At 60.6% G+C, this 24,020-nt stretch carries 23 protein-coding genes; 12 read left to right on the forward strand and 11 right to left on the reverse strand.

Annotation, left to right across the window (positions count from 1 at the left end; translation table 11 throughout):
• Positions 1 to 60: 60 nt before the first annotated feature.
• Both GH784_RS16255 and dxs read left to right on the forward strand, forming a co-directional pair.
• Positions 61 to 984 (forward strand): pirin family protein, encoded by a 924-nt coding sequence (locus GH784_RS16255; protein WP_003511747.1) that lies wholly within the window; start codon positions 61 to 63, stop codon positions 982 to 984.
• Between the two features lie 98 nt (positions 985 to 1,082).
• Positions 1,083 to 3,002, forward strand: coding sequence for a 1-deoxy-D-xylulose-5-phosphate synthase (gene dxs / locus GH784_RS16260; protein WP_065702759.1), 1,920 nt, complete (start codon positions 1,083 to 1,085; stop codon positions 3,000 to 3,002).
• Positions 3,003 to 3,043: 41 nt separating this feature from the next.
• Here dxs and GH784_RS16265 read toward each other — a convergent pair whose 3' ends face one another.
• Complete coding sequence (locus tag GH784_RS16265; protein WP_065702761.1) at positions 3,044 to 3,406, reverse strand: nuclear transport factor 2 family protein; 363 nt, start codon at positions 3,404 to 3,406, stop codon at positions 3,044 to 3,046.
• A gap of 107 nt (positions 3,407 to 3,513) precedes the next feature.
• Between GH784_RS16265 and GH784_RS16270 the strand changes: the two genes are divergently transcribed.
• The gene (locus GH784_RS16270) at positions 3,514 to 4,308 is read left to right on the forward strand and encodes a helix-turn-helix domain-containing protein (RefSeq protein WP_065702763.1); all 795 of its coding nucleotides are present in this window, start codon (positions 3,514 to 3,516) and stop codon (positions 4,306 to 4,308) included.
• A 6-nt stretch (positions 4,309 to 4,314) separates the two neighbouring features.
• Entirely contained in the window at positions 4,315 to 4,623 is a 309-nt protein-coding gene (locus GH784_RS16275) for a putative quinol monooxygenase (protein ID WP_013635594.1), read from the forward strand.
• Positions 4,624 to 4,677: 54 nt separating this feature from the next.
• On the opposite strand, the gene GH784_RS16280 is transcribed toward GH784_RS16275, so the two are convergent.
• Both GH784_RS16280 and GH784_RS16285 read right to left on the reverse strand, forming a co-directional pair.
• A complete protein-coding gene (locus tag GH784_RS16280) occupies positions 4,678 to 5,061 on the reverse strand; it encodes an ACT domain-containing protein (protein ID WP_003511736.1) in 384 nt (127 codons plus the stop codon).
• Between the two features lie 126 nt (positions 5,062 to 5,187).
• Entirely contained in the window at positions 5,188 to 7,209 is a 2,022-nt protein-coding gene (locus tag GH784_RS16285; protein WP_065702765.1) for a methyl-accepting chemotaxis protein, read from the reverse strand.
• 276 nt (positions 7,210 to 7,485) lie between these two features.
• Here GH784_RS16285 and GH784_RS16290 point away from each other — a divergent pair, with 276 nt between their 5' ends.
• Positions 7,486 to 8,238 carry a TlyA family RNA methyltransferase gene (locus GH784_RS16290; protein ID WP_065702766.1) on the forward strand — a complete coding sequence of 251 codons (753 nt, stop codon included), beginning with the start codon at positions 7,486 to 7,488 and terminating at the stop codon, positions 8,236 to 8,238.
• The gene (locus GH784_RS16295) at positions 8,235 to 9,485 is read left to right on the forward strand and encodes a class I SAM-dependent RNA methyltransferase (RefSeq protein ID WP_065702768.1); all 1,251 of its coding nucleotides are present in this window, start codon (positions 8,235 to 8,237) and stop codon (positions 9,483 to 9,485) included. The genes GH784_RS16290 and GH784_RS16295 overlap by 4 nt, the downstream gene beginning before the upstream one ends.
• On the opposite strand, the gene GH784_RS16300 is transcribed toward GH784_RS16295, so the two are convergent.
• The 3 genes from GH784_RS16300 to GH784_RS16310 form a co-directional block, all read right to left on the reverse strand.
• Complete coding sequence (locus GH784_RS16300) at positions 9,486 to 9,800, reverse strand: hypothetical protein (protein WP_065702770.1); 315 nt, start codon at positions 9,798 to 9,800, stop codon at positions 9,486 to 9,488.
• A 90-nt stretch (positions 9,801 to 9,890) separates the two neighbouring features.
• Positions 9,891 to 10,649: a crotonase/enoyl-CoA hydratase family protein gene (locus GH784_RS16305; RefSeq protein WP_065702772.1), complete on the reverse strand. Its 759-nt coding sequence runs from the start codon at positions 10,647 to 10,649 to the stop codon at positions 9,891 to 9,893.
• A 10-nt stretch (positions 10,650 to 10,659) separates the two neighbouring features.
• Positions 10,660 to 12,444, reverse strand: a complete 1,785-nt coding sequence (locus tag GH784_RS16310) for an acyl-CoA dehydrogenase (RefSeq protein WP_065702774.1) — start codon at positions 12,442 to 12,444, stop codon at positions 10,660 to 10,662.
• Positions 12,445 to 12,667: 223 nt separating this feature from the next.
• On the opposite strand from GH784_RS16310, the gene GH784_RS16315 reads away from it, so the two are divergent.
• The gene (locus GH784_RS16315; protein WP_065702776.1) at positions 12,668 to 13,663 is read left to right on the forward strand and encodes a transporter; all 996 of its coding nucleotides are present in this window, start codon (positions 12,668 to 12,670) and stop codon (positions 13,661 to 13,663) included.
• A 103-nt stretch (positions 13,664 to 13,766) separates the two neighbouring features.
• Here GH784_RS16315 and GH784_RS16320 read toward each other — a convergent pair whose 3' ends face one another.
• The 4 genes from GH784_RS16320 to GH784_RS16335 all read right to left on the reverse strand — a co-directional run bounded on the left by GH784_RS16320 (position 13,767) and on the right by GH784_RS16335 (position 17,496).
• Positions 13,767 to 14,291: a BA14K family protein gene (locus GH784_RS16320; protein ID WP_003511720.1), complete on the reverse strand. Its 525-nt coding sequence runs from the start codon at positions 14,289 to 14,291 to the stop codon at positions 13,767 to 13,769.
• 224 nt (positions 14,292 to 14,515) lie between these two features.
• Positions 14,516 to 14,980, reverse strand: coding sequence for a BA14K family protein (locus GH784_RS16325; RefSeq protein WP_003511718.1), 465 nt, complete (start codon positions 14,978 to 14,980; stop codon positions 14,516 to 14,518).
• Between the two features lie 181 nt (positions 14,981 to 15,161).
• Positions 15,162 to 16,244: an FAD-binding oxidoreductase gene (locus GH784_RS16330; protein WP_013635587.1), complete on the reverse strand. Its 1,083-nt coding sequence runs from the start codon at positions 16,242 to 16,244 to the stop codon at positions 15,162 to 15,164.
• A 7-nt stretch (positions 16,245 to 16,251) separates the two neighbouring features.
• Positions 16,252 to 17,496, reverse strand: a complete 1,245-nt coding sequence (locus GH784_RS16335) for an aromatic ring-hydroxylating oxygenase subunit alpha (RefSeq protein ID WP_013635586.1) — start codon at positions 17,494 to 17,496, stop codon at positions 16,252 to 16,254.
• Between the two features lie 332 nt (positions 17,497 to 17,828).
• Between GH784_RS16335 and GH784_RS16340 the strand changes: the two genes are divergently transcribed.
• The 3 genes from GH784_RS16340 to GH784_RS16350 all read left to right on the forward strand — a co-directional run bounded on the left by GH784_RS16340 (position 17,829) and on the right by GH784_RS16350 (position 20,961).
• Positions 17,829 to 18,437, forward strand: a complete 609-nt coding sequence (locus GH784_RS16340) for a DUF6656 family protein (protein WP_013635584.1) — start codon at positions 17,829 to 17,831, stop codon at positions 18,435 to 18,437.
• A 64-nt stretch (positions 18,438 to 18,501) separates the two neighbouring features.
• Positions 18,502 to 19,479 (forward strand): L-threonylcarbamoyladenylate synthase, encoded by a 978-nt coding sequence (locus GH784_RS16345; protein ID WP_065702778.1) that lies wholly within the window; start codon positions 18,502 to 18,504, stop codon positions 19,477 to 19,479.
• Between the two features lie 48 nt (positions 19,480 to 19,527).
• Positions 19,528 to 20,961, forward strand: a complete 1,434-nt coding sequence (locus tag GH784_RS16350) for an FAD-binding oxidoreductase (RefSeq protein WP_065702780.1) — start codon at positions 19,528 to 19,530, stop codon at positions 20,959 to 20,961.
• 27 nt (positions 20,962 to 20,988) lie between these two features.
• On the opposite strand, the gene GH784_RS16355 is transcribed toward GH784_RS16350, so the two are convergent.
• Positions 20,989 to 21,507 carry a hypothetical protein gene (locus GH784_RS16355; protein WP_003511706.1) on the reverse strand — a complete coding sequence of 173 codons (519 nt, stop codon included), beginning with the start codon at positions 21,505 to 21,507 and terminating at the stop codon, positions 20,989 to 20,991.
• Between the two features lie 288 nt (positions 21,508 to 21,795).
• Between GH784_RS16355 and GH784_RS16360 the strand changes: the two genes are divergently transcribed.
• Together GH784_RS16360 and GH784_RS16365 are read left to right on the forward strand one after the other, a co-directional pair.
• Positions 21,796 to 22,953 (forward strand): PA0069 family radical SAM protein, encoded by a 1,158-nt coding sequence (locus GH784_RS16360; protein WP_065702782.1) that lies wholly within the window; start codon positions 21,796 to 21,798, stop codon positions 22,951 to 22,953.
• A gap of 336 nt (positions 22,954 to 23,289) precedes the next feature.
• Complete coding sequence (locus GH784_RS16365; protein WP_019564214.1) at positions 23,290 to 23,943, forward strand: ribonuclease HII; 654 nt, start codon at positions 23,290 to 23,292, stop codon at positions 23,941 to 23,943.
• Positions 23,944 to 24,020: the final 77 nt, after the last annotated feature.

The following is a 24,020-nucleotide window of genomic DNA, read 5'->3' on the forward strand; positions in this document are numbered from 1 at the left end:
GGCGCTCCCACGTCGTATCGTTCGTGGTAAGCTTGCGTGTAACGATACGAGGAGCTTCGGATGTCCTTCTTTCCCGGCAACGATCCTGTCGCGGGTGATGCTTTCGCCTGCGACGCCATCGAAAACCTCATCATTCCGCGCACCAGCGATATTGGCGGCTTCGCCGTGCGGCGGGCGCTGCCGACGCGGCAGCGGCGGCTGGTCGGCCCATTCATCTTTTTCGACCGCATGGGTCCGGCCATCCTGAAGGCGGGCGAGGCGCTGGATGTCAAGCCGCATCCGCATATCGGGCTTTCCACCGTTACCTATCTGTTTGACGGCGAAATCAAGCATCGCGACAGCCTCGGCACCGAACTGGTCATCCGGCCCGGCGACATCAACCTGATGACGGCGGGGCGCGGAATCGTGCATTCGGAGCGCACGCCGGAAAACCTGCGCGGCCATCCGCTTTCCATGTCCGGCCTGCAGACCTGGCTTGCCCTCCCCGATCATATGGAGGAAATCGCTCCGGCTTTTTCCCATACCGCCCGGGAAGACATGCCTCTGATCGATATCAAGGGCGCATCCGGCCGGGTCGTTATCGGTGATTTCGAAGGCCTCACTTCCCCCGTTTCGGCTTTTACCGACACGCTTTACGTTGACCTGACGCTGGAACCGGGTGTGAAATTTCCGTTCTCTGCCGACCATGAGGAACGGGCGATCTACATTCTTTCCGGCTCTCTGGATGTCGCAGGTGACGTTTTTGCCGCCGACCAGTTGCTCGTCTTCCGGCCCGGCGACGACATCACATTGCAGAGCGGCAGCGGCGGCTGTCACATCATGATCTTCGGCGGTGCGGCACTCAACCAGCGCCGTTACATCTGGTGGAACTTCGTTTCGTCATCAAAAGAACGCATAGAGCAGGCCAAACAGGAGTGGAGAACCGGACGCTTCGATATCGTTCCCGGCGACGAAGAAGAGTTTGTCCCTTTGCCGGAGGGTTGAAATTCTATAGAAGTGAACGACATGCAGGGCTCAACTGCCGGCTTTCCATATGAAAGACGCACTGGTGCCCACCGCTGACACGAGAAAAGGCCGAACGATTGACCGGAATGCCACAGACCCCATTGCTTGACCGGGTGAATTTTCCATCCGATCTCAAGGAGATCGACGATCGCGACCTGCCGGAACTGGCAAGGGAGTTGCGCGACGAGATGATCGACGCGGTGTCGAGCACCGGCGGGCATCTGGGTGCCGGTCTGGGCGTGGTGGAGCTGACGATTGCCATCCACAAGGTGTTCAACACGCCTGAAGACCGGCTGATCTTCGATGTCGGCCACCAATGTTATCCGCACAAGATCCTGACCGGCCGTCGCGAGCGCATCCGCACGCTGCGCCAGGAAGGCGGGCTTTCCGGTTTCACGCGTCGGGCCGAGAGCGAATATGACGATTTCGGCGCCGGCCATTCCTCCACCTCCATTTCCGCCGGTCTCGGCATGGCGGTGGCGGCGGGGCTGGATCAGAGCGACCGCAAGGTTATCGCCGTCATCGGTGATGGCTCCATGTCTGCGGGCATGGCGTTTGAGGCGCTCAACAATGCCGGTGCGCTCGACGCGCGGCTGATCGTCATCCTCAACGACAACGACATGTCAATTGCGCCGCCGACGGGCGCGATGAGCGCTTATCTCGCGCGGCTTGCCTCCGGCCGCACCTATATGGGCTTTCGCGATTTCGGCAAGAAACTCACCGCCTATCTCGGCAAGACCATCGACCGCGCCATTACCCGCGCCGTGACCCATGCGCGCGGTTACGTGACCGGTGGCACGCTGTTCGAGGAGCTTGGCTTCTATCACATCGGCCCGATCGACGGTCATTCCTTCGATCACCTGCTGCCGGTGCTGCGCAATGTGCGCGACAACCAGAAAGGCCCTGTTCTCATCCATGTGGTGACGCAGAAGGGCAAGGGTTATGCGCCAGCAGAAGCGGCAGCGGACAAATATCACGGCGTCAACAAGTTCGATGTCATTACCGGCGCACAGGCGAAAGCCAAGCCGAATGCGCCGAGCTATACCAGCGTGTTTGCCGAAGCGCTTATCCAGGAAGCGACCCTCGACGACAAGATCATCGGCGTCACCGCCGCCATGCCTAATGGTACCGGGCTGGACAAGATGGCCGAGCTTTTCCCGGCCCGCACCTTCGATGTCGGCATTGCCGAGCAGCACGCCGTCACCTTCGCGGCGGGGCTTGCGGCGGATGGCTACAAGCCGTTCTGCGCGCTTTATTCCACCTTCCTGCAACGCGGTTACGACCAGCTGGTGCATGATGTGGCGATCCAGAGCTTGCCCGTGCGCTTCCCCATCGACCGCGCCGGTTTCGTCGGCGCAGACGGACCGACCCATGCCGGCTCTTTCGACACCACATTCCTTGCCACCCTGCCCGGCATGGTGGTTATGGCGGCGTCCGACGAGGCCGAGTTGAAACATATGGTTCGCACAGCCGCAGCCTATGATGAAGGCCCGATTTCCTTCCGTTATCCGCGCGGCGAAGGCGTGGGCGTCGAGATGCCCGCACGCGGCCAGATTCTTGAGATCGGCAAGGGCCGCATCATCAAGGAGGGTACCAAGGTCGCACTACTTTCCTTCGGCACACGCCTTGCCGAATGCCTGGCGGCTGCCGAAGACCTCGATGCCGCCGGACTTTCGACCACGGTTGCCGATGCGCGCTTCGCCAAGCCGCTCGACCTCGACCTCATCCGCCAGCTTGCCGCTCATCATGAGGTTCTGGTGACAATCGAGGAAGGCTCTGTCGGCGGTTTCGGTGCACATGTGCTGCATTTCATGGCAAGCGCAGGCTTGCTCGACCATGGCCCGAAGGTCCGGACCCTGACGCTGCCCGACCATTGGGTGGAGCAGGCCAAGCCCGAGACCATGTATGCCAATGCCGGCCTCGACCGCGCCGGCATCGTTTCCACCGTGTTCAATGCGCTCGGCCAGCGTCAGGCCGGCGTCGGTTTCGCCGGCTGACAGCATTACCGGGACTGAAGGCGGGACGACCCGCCTCTGCCTCAGGATGCGGCGCCATCGAGAAAACCGACGACATTTTCAATCTGCCCCTCGGCATTTAGGCTGACGACATCGGTTCCGCCGGCAACATCTTCTCCGTCAGGCGAAATGAGACGCCATGAAAAACGGGTGAAGTTGCCGTGGCCATCCGGGGTGCCTGTGAGCACAAAGCGATATCCCGGAAATTTCTGCCGCGCCGCCTCGATCATCGCGGCAATCCCCTGCTGCCCCTCACCCTGCATCAAAGGATCTGTATAGCACGCCATTTCAGCCCAGCCTTGGCTGACGAGGCGCTGGCGGCGTTCATCGCTCTCCTCGTTCCAGACAGCGAGGTAGGTTTCGGCGATTTTGAGATGTTGCGTCATGATTGCGCTCCTTTTGGTTGACGGCCTGAGCATGCCGGCGGCTGTGACGCAGAACAATTACCTGCGAGGTAATCGCATTGCCGATATCTTCTGCTAGGCTGCGGGGCATGACACATCATCAAGAACATGTCGGCCAGGTGCTTAAGGAATGGCGGGCGCGCCGCAGATTGAGCCAGCTCGATCTGGCGTCCGATGCCGAGATATCGGCGCGCCATCTGAGTTTTGTGGAAAGCGGGCGATCTTCGCCCAGCCGTGAAATGCTGGCGAGGCTGGCAGAGCAGCTTTCCATGCCAGCCCGCGCCGCCAACCGGCTGATGCTGGCGGCAGGCTATGCGCCGATCCATTCCGAACGATCACTGGATGCGCCTGATATGACGGCCGTTCGTAAGGCCGTCGAAACCGTGGTGCAGGGCCACATGCCCTTCCCGGCACTTGCCGTCGACCGCCACTGGAATCTGGTTCTTGCCAATGATGCGATCAAATCGCTTCTCGCCGGCATATCCGAAGACCTGCTTCACCCGCCCCTCAATGTATTGCGGCTGAGCCTGCATCCTGATGGCTTGAGTTCACGCATCGTCAATCTTGCCGAATGGCGGCATCACCTGCTGGATCGCCTACGCCGCCAAGTCGAAGATACCGGAGACGAGACGCTTTCCCGGCTGCATGCGGAACTTTCCGCCTATCCCGCGCCTGCAGCTCCACGGCATTCCGCCGGGGCCGATCCGCTGGCGATACCGCTCGAACTACGCGATCCGTTGTCCGGAGGCGTGCTGCGCTTCATTTCGACCACCACGGTTTTCGGAACCGCCACGGATGTGACGTTGTCCGAGCTGGTGCTGGAATGTTTCTACCCGGCCGACGCCGAGACCCGCGCCGCCCTGATGAACGGTACAAAGGAGTAACTATCCATGCACACCACCTATCTCATCGGCTTCAAGGTCCGTGCCGATCAGCGCGAACGTTTTCTAGGATTGCTGAATGATCTGCTCGACGCCATGCGACACGAGAACACCTTTGTGAACGCAACCCTGCATCGGGACGGCGAAAACGAAAACCACTTCCTGCTGCATGAGACCTGGAGCGACCATCAGGATGTCCTAGACGTTCAGGTTCATCGTCCCTATCGGCAGGCTTGGCACGATGCCTTGCCCGAGCTTCTGGATGCCCCGCGCGATATCTCCGTATGGCACCCCATGCGGGCTGATCATGCCGCGTGAGACTATCATCGTCCCACCAACGCATAGTGCATCAGTGTCGCTGCGAAATGGATATTAGATGAGCGAATGCCCTGCATTTTTCAGCAGAACGAAAGCTTTTTCCAGATCGTTCGATTTCACAAGCAGGTGGTCGCCATCGAAAGTCGAAACCACGAATATACCGATCTCATTGGTCGAGAGCGGCTCGATAACGGACAAGACGATGCCCGTTTCATCGAAGGCAAATGGCCCCTGTAGCTTTAGACAGGACCAACCCGTATCAGATCTGACATGCCCAGGTATACGATCTTCCCGGCAGACGATGGAAAGCTCATCATCGGTCCGGGTGATACTGACGAAGCCACCGCCATCGGCCCAGGCCGGAATGGCTTCAGATGCCTCAAGTCGGGCCACCCCATATGCACCATCCAGAACTTTCAACTTGATCCTAGGTGCCATCTCGAAATCACCTTTGTTGGGAAACTGCGACAGAAAGCGTGGTTGAGTGCTCGCGCCGTAAATCTAGCAACAAAAAGGGGGCTTCACAGCCCCCTGATTCACGCTTGATGATCGTGACCGTCAGGCTCAGAACTCCGTCCAGTCCTGATCCTTGGCAGCCGGCGCTTCCGCTTTGCCGCCAAAGGCGCGGGCGAGGCTTTGGCCAAGGGCGCGGGCGGGTGAAGCGACCGGCCTTGCGGTTGTGGAGGCAGGCTTCACTGCGGCTTTTCTGACTGGTGCGGCGGGTGCGGACTGGTAGACAGGCTTCACCGAGGACTGGCGAGGAGCAGAATATCCGCCGGCGCCGGCAACGGCACCGCGAACGCCGCCCACCTTGAACTGGCCGAGCAGGCTATTGAGCGCTTCCGCTTCACGGGCGAGCGAATGGCTGGCGGCGGTCTGCTGCTCAACCATTGCGGCATTCTGCTGCGTGCCCTGATCCATGGTGTTCACGGCCGTGTTGATTTCCTGCAGACCAGTCGCCTGTTCGCGGGCAGCGACGACGATGGCGCTGACATGGGCGTTGATCTCCTCGACTTCTGCCACGATGAGTTCGAGCGCCTTGCCAGTCTCGTCGACGAGGTTGACGCCGTTTTCCACCTGCTGGCTGGAAGCGCCGATCAGCGTCTTGATTTCCTTTGCGGCATTGGCGGAACGCTGGGCGAGTTCACGCACTTCCTGCGCGACGACGGCAAAGCCCTTGCCCGCATCACCCGCACGGGCGGCTTCGACGCCTGCGTTCAGCGCAAGCAGGTTGGTCTGGAAAGCGATATCGTCGATGACGCCGATGATATTGCCGATTTCGCCTGATGATTTTTCGATCTCGCGCATGGCGGCAACCGCCTTGCGGACCACGATGCCGGATTTTTCCGCTCCGCTGCGGGCGCGCTGAACCAGATTGCCAGCGTCCTCAGCACCCCTTGCGCTGTCACGCACCGTGGTGGTGACTTCTTCCAGTGCTGCGGCGGTTTCCTCGATGGAAGCGGCCTGCTGTTCGGTGCGGCGCGACAGGTCGTCGGCAGCAGAGAGCATTTCCGAAGCCCCGGCATTGATTGCAGCGGCATTCTCGCCAACTGCGCGCATGGCCTGCTGCAGCTTTTCGACAGCGCTGTTGAAGTCGATACGGATGGGGTCGATGTAGGAGGCGAACGGCGTTTCGATACGGTAGGCGAGATCGCCTTCCGCCAGAGCCGCAAGACCCTTGCCAAGCTCGTCACGCGCAAGGGCGTTGGCGGCTTCGTCCTGGGCCTTCTCTTCTTCGTTGCGGCGGCGCTCGGTCTCGGTTGCGGAGCGCATGCGCTCGGTTTCGCCGGCAAGGCGGGATTTTTCCAACCCGGCTTCCTTGAAGACGAGAACGGCTTTCGCCATTTTGCCGACTTCATCCTTGCGGTCGAGAGCCGGAACTTCCGTGGTCATATCGCCGTCGGCAAGCCTGCTCATAGCCGCCGTCATACCGACGATCGGCGTGACGATGGAGCGCGACAGGGCCCAGATGAGGGCCACGGCCAGAAGACCGGCAACCGCGCCGCCACCCAGAAGTGCGAGCTTGAGGTTGAGTGCGGCAGCGTCCTGCTGTGCGGCGTAGCTTGCCGACAAGCCGTTCAGCTGGTCCTTGATCTTGGCGGCGGAGGCGCGGAAACCGTCGAGCTGACCCTTGGCCTGATTGCGACCGATCTCGATGATTTCGGAAATCGGTGCTTCGGTCGTCTTGCGGGCGGCAAGCTGCGGTTCCGCCAGTTCCTTGAAGAACACGGTGGCGGATGCCTGCATGTCATCGATGGATTTCAGAATGTCCGGCTGGCCGGCGGCAAGCGCACGGGCTTCACCAAGCTTCTTCAGCATCAGATCGCGCTGGGCGAAAACATCGTTGTAGGTGCTGTCGCTGCGAAACAGCAGAAAGCCGCGCTGGTTGACGGCCTGTTCCAGCATTGCGGCCGTCGCACCGTCAACCGCATGCAGGATGTTGTTGGCCTTGTTGTTCTGGACCGTGACGTGCTCGCTCCCCAGCGTCTGCCAGAAGACCACCGCCGAGGCGAGCAGGCAAACGCCCATCAAGACGCAGAAGGTGACAATGAGCTTAATGTTGATGGGGAAATTTTTTAGCGACATCGCAAACTCTCTCGGCGACCTGATGCCACGGAGCAAGCGTCTGCGCTGCAACGGTCGCAATTTTGGAAATGGGAGGAGATGCCGTCATGGCAGGTTCCGACTGGCCGCACGGGCCTTGCAGACAAAGTGCAATACAAGCCTTTATATTGGATTAATCGCATATGCTGTTAAAGACCACGAAACGACCCTGCGCTGCGGCAAATGGTGCCGTTGCGAAGCCTTGCGCGCGATAAATCGCTTGCATCTGCGGGGTTTGGCGGTCATTGACACGGGACCATGTCCAAAACACCTGAAAATGAACGGCTTGACCAGCTTCTTGTTTCGCTCGGCCACTTTGCCAGCCGCTCGCGTGCGCGCGATGCGATTGCGCGCGGCACCGTGAGCGTCAACGGGAAAACGGCCACAAAGCCCAGCCAAACCGTTGCCGGAAACGTCAAGATCGCCATTACCGATCCGGCGCAGGCCTATGTTTCCCGCGCCGCCCTCAAGCTCACCGCCGCGCTCGAACACTTCGGGCTCGATCCGAAGGGCCATGAATGCCTCGACGTCGGCGCCTCCACCGGCGGCTTCACCGAGGTATTGCTTCATCGCGGCGCAAAACACGTCACCTCCATCGATGTCGGCCACGGGCAAATGCATCCACGGATCGAGAACGATCCGCGCGTGACCAATCTGGAAGGGCTGAATGCGCGCTTCCTGACAACCGACGACATTGATGACCGGTCCGTGGACTTCATCGTCTCCGACGTGTCTTTCATCTCCATAAAGCTCGCCCTTGCCCCGGCACTCGCGCTTGCCGCCTCCGGCGCGCAAGCGGTTCTGCTGGTCAAGCCGCAATTCGAGGCAGGCCGTGATGCCATCAGCAAGGCCGGGCTGTTGAAAGAGCCGGAAACGGCGCCTGCCGTTGCTGCCGAACTGGAACGCTGGCTCGTTGAAGACATGGGCTGGAAGAGCCTCGGCCTCATCCCCTCGCCGATTTCCGGCGGCGATGGCAATATCGAATTTCTTCTCGGAGGCGAAAAGCCATGAGCACGCAGACCGTCAGCATCAAGAGCCTTGGCGCCCAGGGCGACGGCATTGCGCACTGTCCCGACGGCCCGGTCTATGTGCCCTTCGCCCTGCCCGGCGAAACGGTGGCGATCGCCAAGGTCAAGGATACCGGCACCATCATCTCGATTGCGGAAGCCTCCGCGGATCGCCGCGAACCCGTGTGCCGCCACTTCGGCCCCGAGGGCGTTAACGGCACCTGCGGCGGCTGTTCGCTGCAGCACTTTGCCGACCAGCCCTACCACGCCTTCAAGCGGGAGCTGGTGGTTTCGGCGCTGAGATCGAAAGGCCTGACGCCGCCAGTAGACGATCTCGTCATCTGTCGCCCCGGCGAGCGCCGCCGCGCGGTGTTTGCCGCCCGCAAGACGGAAAAGGGCCTGCTGCTCGGCTTCAACCAGGCAAACAGCCATCACATCGTCGCCATCGAGGAATGTCCCGTCACCTCGCCTGGTATCGTCGCGCGGCTGGACGCCGTGCGCGCAATCGGCCTTTCCCTTGCGTCGAATGCCGAACCGTTCCGCATGACCGTTCTTGAAACGCTTTCGGGCCTCGACATTTCCGTCGAAGGCATCAAATCCGTCGGCGACAAACAGCGGCGTACATTGACGGAAACGGTGCTGGCCATGCGTGGCATCGCCCGTGTCGCGCTATCAGGCGAAATCCTGATCGAACCGCAAAAGCCGATCATCGAATTCGGCGGCATTCCGGTTTCCCCACCGGCCGGCGGTTTCACGCAGGCAACCAAACAGGCCGAAGACGCCATGGCGGAACTGGTGCTTGCCCATGTTGGCAAATCCAAACGCATCGCCGATCTCTTCTGCGGTTCCGGCACGTTTGCGCTGCGGCTTGCGCGCGTCGGCCGCGTGCATGCGGTTGAGGCAGAGGACAAGCCGCTGAAAGCGCTCGATTTCGCCGCGCGCAACACGCAGGGCCTGAAACCCGTCAGCATCGAAAAGCGTGATCTTTTCCGCCGGCCGTTGATGACGAGCGAAATGAAGAATTACGATGCCGTGGTGTTCGATCCGCCGCGCGCCGGTGCGGAAGTCCAGTGCAAGGAACTTGCGCGCAGCGCGGTGAAGAAAATCGTCGCCGTCAGCTGCAATCCGCTGACGCTTGCGCGCGACCTCGCCATTCTGGTGGAGGGCGGCTATCGCGTCACGCGCGTCACGCCGGTCGACCAGTTCTTGTGGTCGCCGCATGTGGAAGCGGTGGCGACGCTGGAGAAATAATCACCAGGCGGTGTCGACCGTGCCGTTGCCGACCACGCCCGAGCAACGGCAGGCGCCGCCAACGCGGCCCTGCTCGATGGGGCAGACATAGGGCCGACGACGATTGGCGCTGTCCGGTGGAGTGATGACGCAAACGAAACGCGCGCGGCGCTGGCGATCGCGGGAATTGCCGGAGTAATAATTCGGGCTGTCCTCTTGCGTGGACTGCGCCAGAATGACGTTATTGCTCGAACCCGGCAAAGGCACGGTCGCCGCCGCCTCTGCGACAGTCGCAGCGGAGAGGAGGACGGTCAGGGCGAAAACAAAGTGACGCATGGCGGGTGGCCTTCGAAGGATGACGTTGCGTTATCTAACCCAAGCCATATTACCCGGTTCCTTAACCGCAAGGAATTCCTGCCGGAACGCTTAACGCCGCATGAATGCCTCGAAAGCGGCCCGCGCCTCGGCACTCTGCAATTGCGCGGTGAAATGGCGGGCTTCCTCATCGATGCGGGCCAGCACATCTGCCGGATTGCCGCGCACGAGATCGCGGGCAATCTTCAACGCCTGCTGCGGCTTGGCGGCAAGCCGCGTGGCAAGCGCCAGCGTTTCGCTTTCGACATGTTCCGGCGCCACGACTTTCCAGATCATTCCGGCCTGCAAGGCCTGTTCGGCGGTAAAACCTTCGCCCATGGCCAGCAGGGCAAAGGCGCGCTGATGGCCGATGAGCTTTGGCGCAAGCAGGCTGGACGCGGCTTCCGGCACCAGCGCCAGATCCACAAACGGCGTCTTGAACAGGCTGCGGTTGGAGGCAACGGTCAGATCGCAATGCAGGTTCAGCGTCGTGCCGATGCCGATGGCCAACCCATCGACGCCCGAAACCAGCGGCTTTTCGAAGGTTGCCAGCGCCTTCAGAAGATCGAGCACCGCGAGCTTGCCCTTTGCGCCAGACATGGCGAAGGCAAGAAAATCGGCCATATCATTGCCGGCGGAAAAGCAACCTTCCGTACCCAGAAACGCGACGACACGGATATCCGGGTCTGCATTGGCGGCCTTCAGAGCCTCTGCCATGCGCATATACATTGCATCGGTGATGGCATTTTTCTTTTCCGGCCGGTTGAAGCGAATGGTCAGAACCTCAGGCGCATGACTGACCCGCTCGACTAAAATATGGTCGTCCGACATGGTTTTCTCCTTAACCCAGCACGGCGCGGGCGGCGGCAAGGCTTGCTGCACCGGCAATGACGCGATCCCTCAGCGCTGCCGTTTCCGCCAGCAGGTTTTCCGCCGCAAACCGGCAGAGCGATGCGCGAGGCGCTCCCCTGCCGTCATCCACCTGGGCCAGGGCGCCCTTGGCAAGATAGGCTCCGGTGAGCGCCAGCCCGAAGAGGCGCTGATAGGGCGTGGCACCGGCGAGCGCGGTTTCGGTTTCCCCCGCTTTCAGGCGTTCCAGCAACCAGTCGGTCGCCGTTTCGAGATCGGTGAGACTCGTTTCGAGATAACGGGCAGTCTCGCCGAGATCGGTGCGGTTCGAGGCAGCAGTTCGGGCGACGATTTCGCGCAATTCTGCGATGAAACCGCGCACCTGTGCGCCATTGGAAAGCGGCAGCTTGCGCACCACCAGGTCGATCGCCTGAATGCCGTTGGTGCCTTCGTAGATCGGCGCGATGCGGGCATCGCGCAGGTAACGCGCCGCACCTGTTTCCTCGATGAAGCCCATGCCGCCATGCACCTGAATGCCCATGGAAGCGACATCGACACCGGCATCGGTGGAGAAGGACTTTGCGATTGGCGTTAAAAGAGCTGCGCGCTCCTGCCAGTGGGCGCGTTCAGCCCCGTCCTCGGCGGCATGCGCCATATCGATGGCGTGGGCGCAGTTGAAGGAGATGGCGCGCGCACCTTGTGTCAGCGCTTTCATCGTCAACAGCGTGCGGGCGATATCGGGATGCTCGATGATAGGGCTCATGCCCGAACCCTGCCAGCCGGGCGCCTTGCCCTGCGTGCGTTCCCTGGCGTATTCGATTGCCTTCTGTGTCGCCGCCTCGCAGATTGCCACGCCCTGCATGCCAACGGCAAGGCGGGCGTTGTTCATCATGGTGAACATGCAGGCGAGACCCTTGTTCTCCTCGCCGATCAGCCAGCCCAAGGCACCCTTCTCTTCGCCAAACTTTCCGTCCCCGAAGATCATCGTGCAGGTGGGCGAACCGTGAATGCCGAGCTTGTGCTCCAGCGAATGGCAGAAGACGTCGTTGCGACTGCCCGGCGTGCCATCGTCTTCGGGCAGGAATTTCGGCACGAGGAACAGCGAAATTCCGCGCGTGCCGGCCGGCGCATCCGGCAGGCGGGCAAGAACGAGGTGGATGATATTGTCCGCGGCGTCATGTTCGCCCCAGGTGATGAAAATCTTCTGCCCGAAAATGCGGTAGGTGCCGTCACCATTACGCTCGGCACGGGTTTTCAGCACGCCAAGGTCCGATCCCGCATGCGGTTCGGTGAGGTTCATCGTGCCGGTCCATTCGCCGGAGACGAGTTTGGGAAGATAGATGCGCTTCAGGTCCTTGCTACCGTGGGCAACGAGAGCTTCCACCGCGCCCATGGTGAGCGTCGGCGCAAGCGCGAAAGCCATGGAACCGGAATTCCACATTTCGAGTGCGGCGACATTCAGCATATGCGGCAGGTTCTGGCCGCCGAATTCTTCCGGTGCGGTGAGGCTGTTCCAGCCGGCCTCAGCCCAGCGCCGGTAAAGATCGGCCCAGCCGTCCGGCGTTGAGACCTTGCCGTCGCTCAGCCGCGCGCCCTGTCGGTCGCCTATATCGGCAAGCGGCGCGACCTGCTCGGTGGCGAAACGGCCGGCCTCCTGTAATATGGCATCGACCACATCTTCACCGAGGTCTCTCAGAGCACCCCTGGACAACGCGTCTTGCAGACCCGCCACATGTTTGAGTGTAAAGGCGATATCATCCACCGGCGCGGTATACATGCTGCCTCCTCCCGAAGCTCTTGCCTATCGTGCTGTTGCTTTCGGGCTAAATGATTTTTACGTAAACGTCAATTTGAAAATTCCCGCCTTTTCAGCGGGATTGTTATAAAACTGTCATATGAATTTGCTCAGCATGCGCTGACAGGTGCCGTGCCACCGCTGCCGTTTCCGTCTTGGGGCGACGGACGCCTCCCCTCCCATTCCGCCGGTCAGGACTGCCACGATGGATCTCATAACGCCCGCTATCCCCGGCCTTGTCTGGGCCTATCAATTCCACCCCGGAACGGCGCCATGCAGGCGGCTTGCGCCCGATGCGGGCTTTAGCGAGATGGCGCAATGCGAGGGCTTCTTCTGGCTGCACCTCAATCTCGCGGATCAGCGGGTGGCGGGCTTTCTCGAAACGATCGATGGTCTCGATCCGGCAGCGCTGGCAAGCCTCACCACCCATGAAACCCATCCGTCCATCACGGTGGATGAAAAGTCACTTTATGGAACGCTGGTCGATTTCCAGCGCGAGTTCGATCAGGAAACGCGTGATTTCGGTTGGCTGCATTTCGCGGTCAGCGACCGTTTCATCATTACCACCCGTCTGCAACCGTTGCGCTCAGTGGACCGGCTGAAAGCGGCAGTCGACAAGAATTCCAACCGCTACCTCACGCCGGCCCATGTCTTCGAAGGCCTCGTCGCGGAGTTCCAGCGTTCGCTGATCAGCCTGGTGATGGAAACGACCGAAGAGCTGAATGCCATCGAGGATCTGGTCTATGACAGCGAAAACCGCGACGAGCGGCGGCGGCTTGCGCCGCTCAGGCGCACGGTCGTTCGCCTCCACCGGCATCTGCGCACGGTGCTCACCCTGATGCGGCGGGCGTCTGCCGCCGATGAGGACGAGATGCCTGACGGTTTCGAGGATGTCGCCTCGCGGCTGATGGGCCGCCTCGAGGCCGTCGATCACGATGTCTACGCCCTTCAGGAACGCGCAAGGCTGCTGCACGAGGAAATCGATTCCAAGCTCTCGTCCGAAACCAACCGGCATCTTTATATCCTGTCGCTGATGACGGCATTCCTGCTGCCGCCATCGCTGGTCACTGGCTTCTTCGGCATGAACACGGATGAGTTGCCATTTACGGTCGGCACCGGCGGCACGATGGCGGCCAGCATCTTCATCGTGATTTCGGTTATGCTTGCCTGGTTCGTGCTGAAGCGGGCGCGCATTCTGTGAAAACAAAAAGCCGCCCGTATCCGGGCGGCTCGTAATAACTATCAGGCTGGTCAATCGCTACTCCGTCTTGCCGGATGAAGGCCGGAGTGACGGAGTAGTGCTATCAGCTGTAAGGCGAATAGCAGGGCTGGCGTGGGCCATTGTAGGGCTGGAACGTGTTGCTATAGGCATCGTAGGACCGATACCGGCCATAGCACCAGTTCACATGCGCCTGGCTCATGCCGGCACGACGGACCGGACGATATTCGCGGTAGACCGGACGCGGGCGATATTCCGGAACCGGACGGTAGACTTCGCGCGGCTGCGACAGTGCGCCGCCGATGATCGCGCCCGTCGCAAAGGCTGCGAGCGGGAACCAGTAACCGTCGTGGTGACGATAACCCGGGCGGTAGTCGCGATAACCGCGATGGCCGCCGTACCAGCCGCGGCGTTCGCCGCCCCAGCCGCCACGATTGTCACGATCGCGCCAGTATTGCACATTGACGACATTCTTGCCGGCATCGTTACCCAGGGTCTCGACACTCTTCGGCGCCATCAGCAATGGCATTGCCTCAGCGGGAACAATCGCTCCTGCAACCACGATTGCAGAAAGACCGACAGCCAGGATATTCTTCACATAGCTTCTCATCTGACTTCCTCCATTCACGACGGTCGACAGGCCGTTGCACGTGAATAATTACACCTTTTTCTTTTTATCCAGCCAGTTTGTCGGTGCTGGCTGGAACATCACAGGTTGCAGGCTAGGCGCTTTCGCCTGAACCCAGCATTAACGGCGTTGTCACGCTTCGGTTACCGAAACTCGCCACCCGAAAACAAAAGCCCGGATCCGATCCGGGCTTTCGAAAGGCGTGCTTAACGGCTGTATGGAGATACGCATACACGACGCGGACCGCTGTTCGGCTGGTAGCTGTTATCGTAGGCGCGGTAAGAGCGCCAACGATTCTGGCACCAGGCAACATGGCTGCCGCCATAAGCCGGTCTCGGCTGCGCCATGGCACCGCCAATGATTGCGCCAGTGGCGAATGCCGCCAGCGGGAACCACATTCCGTTGTGATAGCGGTAGCCCGGACGGCGGTCGCGATAGCCGCGATGGCCGTTATAATATCCGTCCCGCGACGGGCGCGGACGATACATGCGGTCGCCGTATCTACGGTCACCTCGGCGGTCCCATTCACGATACTGCACCGGCACTACATTCTCGGTTGAGATTGCCGGTTTCGCCATCGGAACAGGTGCCTGGAACGCCTGCGACGGCGTGAAGCTTGTCAGGAACAGGACAACCGCCGTAGCGACGCTCGTCGTGCGGAAATTCATCATGATCTTTCCTCCGTTTGCTGTAGCGCGTTGAACCGCGCTTTCTAACTACTCGGTCTTGTCGGAGGTAGGGGCAGCCCCATTGAAACACCCGAAAAGAATTCGATGACGTGCAAACGAGTTTTAAGACCTTTGGTTCCGGTTCAAAAATAGATTCCCGCATAAGACGCAGGATTTCGTGCGCTCAGGCTTCCACCTTCACGTCGGTCAACGGCCGCGAGCAGCAGGCGAGAATATAGCCTTCATCGATTTCGTCATCGAGAATGCCGCCATTGTGGTTCATCTCCACCTCGCCGGAGAGCTTCAGCACCCGGCAGGTGCCGCATATCCCCGATTCGCAGGCGGCACCGATGCGCACACCGGCGGCGCGCGCCGTCATCAGAACGGTCTGGCCGGGCTGGCACGGCACCTCCTTGCCGGAAAGCGTAAACCCCACCATCGAGAGTGCTTCGCCATCCGCCACGGTGTGAATACTCTCGCCCACAGCAACCGGGGCGGCTGGCGAAAAGCTTTCCTGGTGGTAACGGCTCATGTCGAAGCCGGAAGCATCCAGCATGGAGCGGATGGCGGCCATGAAAGGCTCCGGTCCACAACAGAACACCGTGCGATCCATGAAATCAGGCGACAGAAGCGCAATCTTGGCCTTGTCGACCATGCCCTTCAAGCCGGACCAGAGATCAGTGCGGCCGCAATTTTCCACGATGAAACCGAGCGACAGTTTCGGCATGAAGCGGGCAAGATATTCCAGCTCGTGACGGAACACGATATCGGATGGCGAGCGCGAGCAATTGATGAAGGCGATGTCACTCTGCGGCGCGCGGTCGCTCATGTCGCGCACCATCGACATCATCGGCGTCACGCCGGAGCCGGCCGAGATGAACAGGTATTTGTCGCCGGGATGCCGTACATAAGAGAAATCGCCGAGCGGGCCGAGCGCCCGGATTTTCATGCCGGGCTTCAGATTGTCGAACATCCAGCGCGTGCCGATGCTGGTGGCCTGCGCCTTGACCGTGACCGACAGCGCATAGGGCCGCGACGGGCTGGAGGACAATGTGTAGGTGCGGTAGAGCGGCTCCTTGCCTACCGGCAATTCCAGCGTCACGAACTGGCCCGGCAGATAACGGAACCAGTTCTGATCCTCCGACCGGAACAGGAATGTCATCACGTCAGGCGTCTCGGGCGTCACCGAAATGCATTCCAGCAGGTGGAGCTTGTCGCTCCACGGCTTCATCTCGTCTATGTGCTTGTAGGTCACAGCCATATTCATCTTCGCGTTACGCTACTGCCGAAAGGCGGGCCTTGTCGCCCGACAGCCGGTCAACCATGAAATCGGCATACCAGTTGACGAACTGCATCACGCCGCCCTCGTCTTCCATGGAATAGGGGCCGGGCTGGTAAGCGGGCGAACGGATGCCGAAGGCGTTTTCCTCGACGATGCGGCGGTCCTGATCGTTGGTTTCGTTCCAGACGTGCGTGAGATCCTCGAGATCGTAATCCACGCCTTCAACCGCATCCTTGTGCACCAGCCATTTGGTAGTGACCATGGTCTCATTGGCGTTGAGCGGCAGCACGCGGAAGGAAATGGTGTGGTCGCCGAGGAAGTGGTTCCAGGTCGTCGGATAATGGAACAGAAGCAGCGCGCCGATATGGCTGATGCTGACATCATCCGAAAGCGGCCGGCGCACGGCGCGTTTTCCCGACATGGTGTAGCTTTCCGCCTCGCCGATCAGCGGCATGCGGGCAACACGGAACTGGCCTTTCGGATCGATCTTGAAGCGGCTCGGCAGGCCGGCAGCCTCGCAGCGTGCCCAGTGGCCACCGATCTCGGGATCGCTTGCACCACCGTCCGTACCCGTAACGCTCGGGTTTTCAGGATAGGTGCGGCAGAGTTCCGGATGGTTGGCGGCGCAATGGTAGCACTCGCGGTTGTTTTCCCAGACGAGCTTCCAGTTACCCTTTTCGATGATCGTGCTTTCATGCGCGACCTTGGCTTCCCAGATGCGATGCGGCGCCATGTAGCTTTCGACCTCGGCGCGCATCGGCGCGAAATCGGCGGGCTGGTCTGCCAAGCAGATGAAGACGTAACCGGCAACGGTTTCGCAGTGGACCGGCTTCAGGCCGAATTCAGCCTTGTCGAAATCATCGCCCATATGGCGGGCAAACAGCAGCTTGCCGTCCAGATCGTAGGTCCACTGGTGATAGGGACAGACGAGGCGTGCGGACTGGCCCTTATGAGAAGAGCAGACGCGGGAACCGCGATGGCGACAGGAATTATGGAGGGCGCGAATCTGTCCGTCGCGACCGCGAATGATGACGACGGAATAGGCGCCGACCTGAACTGTGATGTAGTTGCCGGCCTTCGGCACTTCGCAATCATGGCCGACAAACAGCCAGTCGCGGTACCAGATGGTTTCCATGTCCAGATTGAAATAATCCGGGTCCGTGTAGAAAGACTGTTCCAGGCTGAAGCCTTCGCGGCGGTTCTTCAGCTGACGCAGTACGGTATCACGCAATTCCATGGCCAAATCCTCGATCAAACCGCCCTGCCCCACACCATTTATCGGACTGCGGAAGTGTGATCCCATCTAAACATCAGCGTTCATTTGCGGTAGCGCAGACAGCGACATCGGCTTCCGCATTGGCGACAAATTGCGACATGCGCCAATGGCCGTTGCACGCCATTCCGCTGCGAAATCCGGCAGCTATTCCCCGCCGGAAACCACGTCGCAATATGACGCATGATGTCGCGCAGCTCCCTCTCTACCCGTTAAAAAACGGGGGGTGTGGCGCAACGGAGTTTTAACATGCCCTAAACTATATTGCCTGATCGACAACAACGAGGGCGTTCCAGGTGGAGAAGGCGACACGCATACGTTATTTCGATGCCGGCAAACATTCGGTCACGCCGATACGTTCAAAGACCGCGCATTCGGATTTCCTGCGAACCGGGCGCATCAGCCGCTACGAAGAACGCTGGCTGCCGAGGGAACGCGTCTATTACAGCCATGAAGAAGTGGCGGCGATGACCGGACGCAAGCTCGAGGCTGCTGCCGACGCCACCCATAGCCGTCTCAATGGCTTTCACCAGTCCATCCGTTTTCCCAAGATGGTTTTCCACCATCTGCTGGATGAGCGGCCGCATCTCGGCTATTGCCATGTCACGGCAGCGAAAACCAGTTTCGACGCCGAGCGTCATGTGCTCTGGTCATTCTATTTCGCGAATTTCTTCGCCGAGTTGAGCGGGGCCGAGAACTTCTTCGAAAACATCGATGCGCGCTATTCGCGGATGTATTTCGCAGTCGCCATCAACGCGCTTCCAAACAAGAACGTCGCCATCGATACCTCCTTCCATCGCGGCGGCCTGCTGTTCCAGACCCACGACCCACGCGTTGCGCTCAAAAACGTGCTTATGCTCGGCGCCCGCTCGGACGAGATGCGCAAGATCATCAAGGCAATATAAAAGCCACGATAGCGCTTTCCATAAGGCCCTGAAATACGCTATTGACGCCCTGAAAGGCAGCATCATGGCGCGTCATATCGATATCGAAAACGAGCGGGAAACCGCCTTGCAGGCGGCCGTCGAGGAGCTTTCCCGCGGCCAGCCAATCGCCCTGCCCACGGAAACCGTCTACGGCCTTGCTGCGGACGCAACCGATCCGGCGGCCATTGCCCGCATTTACGAAACGAAAGGCAGGCCGCAGTTTAATCCGCTGATCTGCCATATGGCCGATATCGCCATGGCCGAACGTTATGCGGTTTTCGATCCCGTGTCGCGACGCCTCGCCGAAGCCTTCTGGCCCGGCCCGTTGACGCTGGTTCTGCCGCTGAAACCGGCAAGCGGCATTCACTCACTTGCAACGGCCGGGCTCGATACCGTCGGCATTCGCGTTCCGCAGGGTTTCGCCGGTGATCTGATCCGCCGGTTCGACAAACCTCTTGCTGCGCCCAGTGCCAATAGTTCAGGCAAGATCAGCCCCACCAGTGCCGCCCATGTCGAGGCTGATCTCGGTAACAGGATCAACCTCATTCTTGATGGCGGTGCTGCCTCCGTCGGTGTCGAATCCACCATCGTCAAAGTGGAAGACGACGGGCGGGTGCGGCTGCTTCGTCCCGGCGGCATCGTCACCGAGGAGATCGAGCGCATCACCGGCACCCAGCTCGAACGGCCGGAAAAGGCATCAGCTGCCATCGAGGCACCCGGAATGCTCGCCTCGCATTATGCGCCCGGTGCAGCTGTTCGCCTCGACGCGACGTCCGTTTCTTCCGACGAGGCACTGATCCGGTTCGGCGGCATCGCGGTTGAGGGACAAGAGACGGCCCGTACCGTTCTCGACCTCAGCCCTTCCGGCGACCTTGCCGAGGCGGCCGCCAATCTGTTCGATTATCTCAAAGCGGCCGACGCGAGCGGTGCCGCGACAATCGCGGTCACAACCATTCCCGCCCACGGTCTTGGAGAGGCGATCAATGACCGCCTTTCCCGCGCCGCCGCGCCGCGAGGCTGACGGCACTTCACCATTTCGCCCACCGTTTCAAATGACAGCGAGACGCCAATGACAATCGCAGCCCCCTCCTCCGACATCCTCGACCGCTTCACTGCCATTGTCGGCGAAAAAAACGCGGTGCGCGACGCTGTGGAAATGGCGCCGCGTCTTGTGGAAAATCGCGGGCTTTACCATGGTGCGTCACCGCTGCTGCTCAAGCCCGGCACTGTCGAGGAGGTTGCAGCCATCCTGAAGCTCGCCAGCGAGACCGGCACGCCCATCGTGCCGCAGACCGGCAATACTGGCCTTGTGGGTGGCCAGACGCCGCGTGCTGACGGAACCGACATCATCCTCTCGCTCGAGCGCATGAACCGTATCCGCGACATCGATCCGGTCGCCAACACCATCGTTGCGGATGCCGGTTGCATTCTCGACGACATTCACAAGGCCGCATCGACCGTGGAGCGGATGTTCCCGCTGTCGCTCGGTTCGCAGGGCTCGTGCCGCATCGGCGGTAATCTGGCCACCAATGCCGGCGGCACGGCAGTTCTCGCTTATGGCAATATGCGCCAGCTTTGCCTGGGGCTTGAAGTGGTGCTGCCAACAGGTGAAATCTGGGACGGGCTTCGCCGGCTGAAAAAGGACAATACGGGTTACGATCTGCGCGATCTCTTCATCGGTTCGGAAGGCACGCTCGGCGTTATCACCGGTGCGGTGCTGAAGCTTTTCCCCGTGCCGCTCGGCCATCAGGTGGGTTTTGCCGGTCTTCGATCCACTGAGGACGCGTTGAAGCTGTTCGAAATGGCCTCAAACCTCTGCGGCACGGCGCTGACCGGTTTTGAGCTGATGCCGCGCATCGGCGTGGAATTCACCGCCAAACATATTCCCGGCGTGCGCGATCCGCTACAAACGCCGCATGACTGGTACGCGCTCATCGATATCTCCACCTCCGATTCGGCTGAGACGGCTGAAACAATGATGCAATCGCTGTTGGACCGCGGTTTTTCCGCTGGGCTCGTCGAGGATGCGGTGATCGCTTCATCGGAAGCGCAGCGTCAGGCGCTCTGGCATATGCGCGAAAGCATGTCGGATGCGCAAAAGCCGGAAGGCGGCTCTATCAAACACGACGTTTCCGTTCCGGTGTCGAAGATACCGGAATTCATGGCAACGGCGGAAAAGGCCGTTCTTGCCGCCATTCCCGGCGCCCGCGTCTGCGCCTTCGGCCATCTGGGCGATGGCAACATCCACTACAATATTTCCCAGCCGGTTGGTGCGGACAAAGCTGAATTCATCGGTCGCTGGCGGGATATGAACGAGATCGTGCACGGCATCGTACTGTCGCTCGGCGGCTCGATTTCGGCCGAACATGGCATCGGCCAGTTGAAGCGCGACGAACTGGCCGCGATCAGGCCTGGCATTGAAATGGACCTGATGCGACGCATCAAACACGCCTTTGACCCCGCGGGCATCATGAACCCCGGCAAGGTGATCACCGCCCGCTAGGGACAGCAGCTTCATCATCGTTGCATGTTAGTTGGAAGTTCTCGCCGTCCAGGCGGGAACCAGTTCCGCATTCAGGCGGCGCGGCTTTTGCGCGTGCACGAGCTGTGTCAGGCCCATGCCGGATTTTGCGATCGCCACCGCATGTTTCTTCGGCATCAGGTAGCCGCATTCCAAGGGAGGACGGCGGCGCACTATCCGGCTGAAAAAGGGCCGCTTGTGATACCGGGACGGCGAGAAACGCGCGGGCTCGGCACAGACAGCCACATATTCGAGAATCTCTTCGATCCAGCCGCTCTGCGGACGCGCACCCGGTTCGACCAGCAGGATCCAATGCCCGCGCGCCGAGCGCATGACATCCTCAATATCCCACTGCGCATAAAAACGGCAGCCAGCGGCATCGGCGACGCGCGACGATCCATCGCGCGAACCGTGATCGAGGATCACAACGTCGCTTACCAGCCCTTCCACGGCCCCGGTTACAAGCGCAGACAGCGTATGCGCCAGTTCCGGTTCCTGATCCCGGCATTCCATTATGACTGTCAACATATGCATAGCTCTAACGCATCGCACAATAAATTGCCACTGCGCTGGATGTCAGAAAATCCGCGACCGTTCAGGCTTAACTCTAACCCACCTTCAGGTGGGATTGACACAAACAGGACCCCGGCCGCGGGTCGGCCAGCTATCGATTTTGCATTTTTTGTTCTTGTAATGTTCTCATTTTTGCGGTAGGAATTTAATCATTCGAAGAGGCAATGAAACGCCGGTTCGAGTGGAAACGGTTTAGGGCGTTGGCTTGCCTTGAGAGGCGTGCGGCACCCTGGGAGCATCCAGATGAGAGACCATACGCTTTCGGGGCAGGCTGCTTTCCAGCCGAGCCATACGCCTGACATTGCCAATGCGTTGGCCGATGCGTCGGGCCTGCGCATCGAGATCGACCGTCGTCGCGGGCGTGGTGCCGGACTTAACCCGGGTGGGCGCTTTGAGGCCCTGCAGCGGGAGGTTTTCGACGATGGCTGGCAGACCCTCGAGGAGCTGCCGGAGTTCCGCACCGAAGTGCAGGTGGAAAAGCCGCGCAGCATCATCAGCCGCAACGAATCGCCTGACATCCCTTTCGACCGTTCCATCAATCCCTATCGCGGCTGCGAACATGGCTGCATCTACTGTTTCGCCCGTCCGACGCACAGCTATATGGGGCTCTCTGCGGGGCTGGATTTCGAGGCGAAGCTTTTCGCCAAGCCGGATGCGGCAAAGCTGCTCGAAAGGGAGCTGGCGAAGCCCGGCTACAAGCCGCGCGTCATTGCCATCGGCACCAATACCGACCCCTACCAGCCGATCGAGCGCGAATGGCGGATCATGCGGCAGATACTGGAAGTGCTGGCAAAGGCCGACCATCCCGTCGCCATCGTCACCAAATCGGCCCTGATCAAGCGGGATATCGATATTCTCGCGCCCATGGCCAAGAAAGGTCTCGTCAAGGTTGGTATTTCCGTGACGACGCTGGACCGCAAGCTGGCACGCAGCATGGAACCGCGCGCCGCCACGCCCGAAAAGCGGCTGGAAGCGGTCAAGGCGCTGACGGATGCCGGCATTCCCGTGGCGGTGATGATGGCACCTGTCATTCCCGCACTCAACGATCATGAGATCGAACGCATTCTCGAAGCCGGCAAGGCCGCTGGCGCAACGGAGGCCTCCTATGTGCTGCTGCGCCTGCCGCTGGAGGTCAGCCCCCTCTTCCGCGACTGGCTGCTGCGCAACTATCCGGACCGCTACCGGCATGTCATGTCGCTGGTGCGCTCCATGCGCGACGGCAAGGATTACGATGCGGAATTCGGAAAACGCATGAAGGGTGCTGGTCCCTATGCATGGCAGATCGGCAGGCGTTTCGAAATGGCGACGAAACGGCTTGGCCTCATCCGCCGCGGCATTAACCTGCGCGACGATATCTTCGTGCCGCCGGGAGGTGCCGGCGTGCAATTGTCGCTGCTTTGAAAATATGAGGCCCGCTTGGCCGATCGAAGGCGCATTACGATGCGCGCAACGATACCCAGCGGTGCAGACACATAAGGAGTGGCAGCCCTTTCCTGTTGACGGGGCCATGCTCTTGACGAAATGCCCGGCGGGTTTCCCTGGCCCGTCGGACATCACCCCCGGAACCCGCCGCCTCGCGTGCGATCGTTTTTCCTCCGCCGCCCCGTTGGAGGATCAAAGGTCATGACGACCTAAGGGGCACGGTTGGCCACGCCCCTTGACCCGGCTGGCCGCGCCCGTCATCGCCCGCTTCCGGGGGCTTGCAGGAGATCGGGTGTGTGTGCAAGTTTCTGCCGCATGAAACGCCGCACCACACCCGATTCTCCTGCCCTCTTTGATCTCGCCGATACGGGCCCCGATTTCTCCTTCGAACTTGAAGCGAGGAAGAAGGGGCTTTGGCCCGTGGCCGGCACGGATGAGGCAGGCCGGGGGCCTCTCGCGGGACCAGTGGTTGCGGCAGCTGTCATTCTCGATCCCGACAATATTCCTGGTGGTCTTGACGATTCCAAGAAACTGACCAAGCTGAAACGGGAAAGCCTGTTTCTGCAAATCATGGAAACATCGATCGTTTCCGTCGCCTCCTCCGGCCCCGGCCTTATCGACACCATGAATATCCTGCGCGCCAGCCTCGACGCGATGCGTCGCGCCGTACTCGGCCTCGAAATTTCCCCAGCCCTCGTGCTGGCAGATGGCCGCGACAAGCCGCCGGGCATCACCTGCGAGTCGAAGGCCGTCATCAAGGGCGATTCCCGCTCCCTCTCAATCGCCGCCGCTTCGATCATCGCCAAGGTGACCCGTGACCGGATGATGGAACGGGCCGGTGTAGTGCACAGCTCCTATGGTTTCGAAGGCCATGCGGGTTACGGCACACCAGCCCACCTGCGCGCTATAGAAAGCCATGGGCCCTGCCCGCTGCACCGGATGAGTTTCAGGCCGCTGAAGCAGGACTGATCGAAAACCACGATCCTGAAGCGGAGAATGCGGTCTCGCCCGGGATTTCAGCGCCCTGCCATGAGGTGACGATCTCC

Source organism: Agrobacterium tumefaciens, from assembly GCF_009649785.1.
Lineage (GTDB): Bacteria > Pseudomonadota > Alphaproteobacteria > Rhizobiales > Rhizobiaceae > Agrobacterium > Agrobacterium tumefaciens.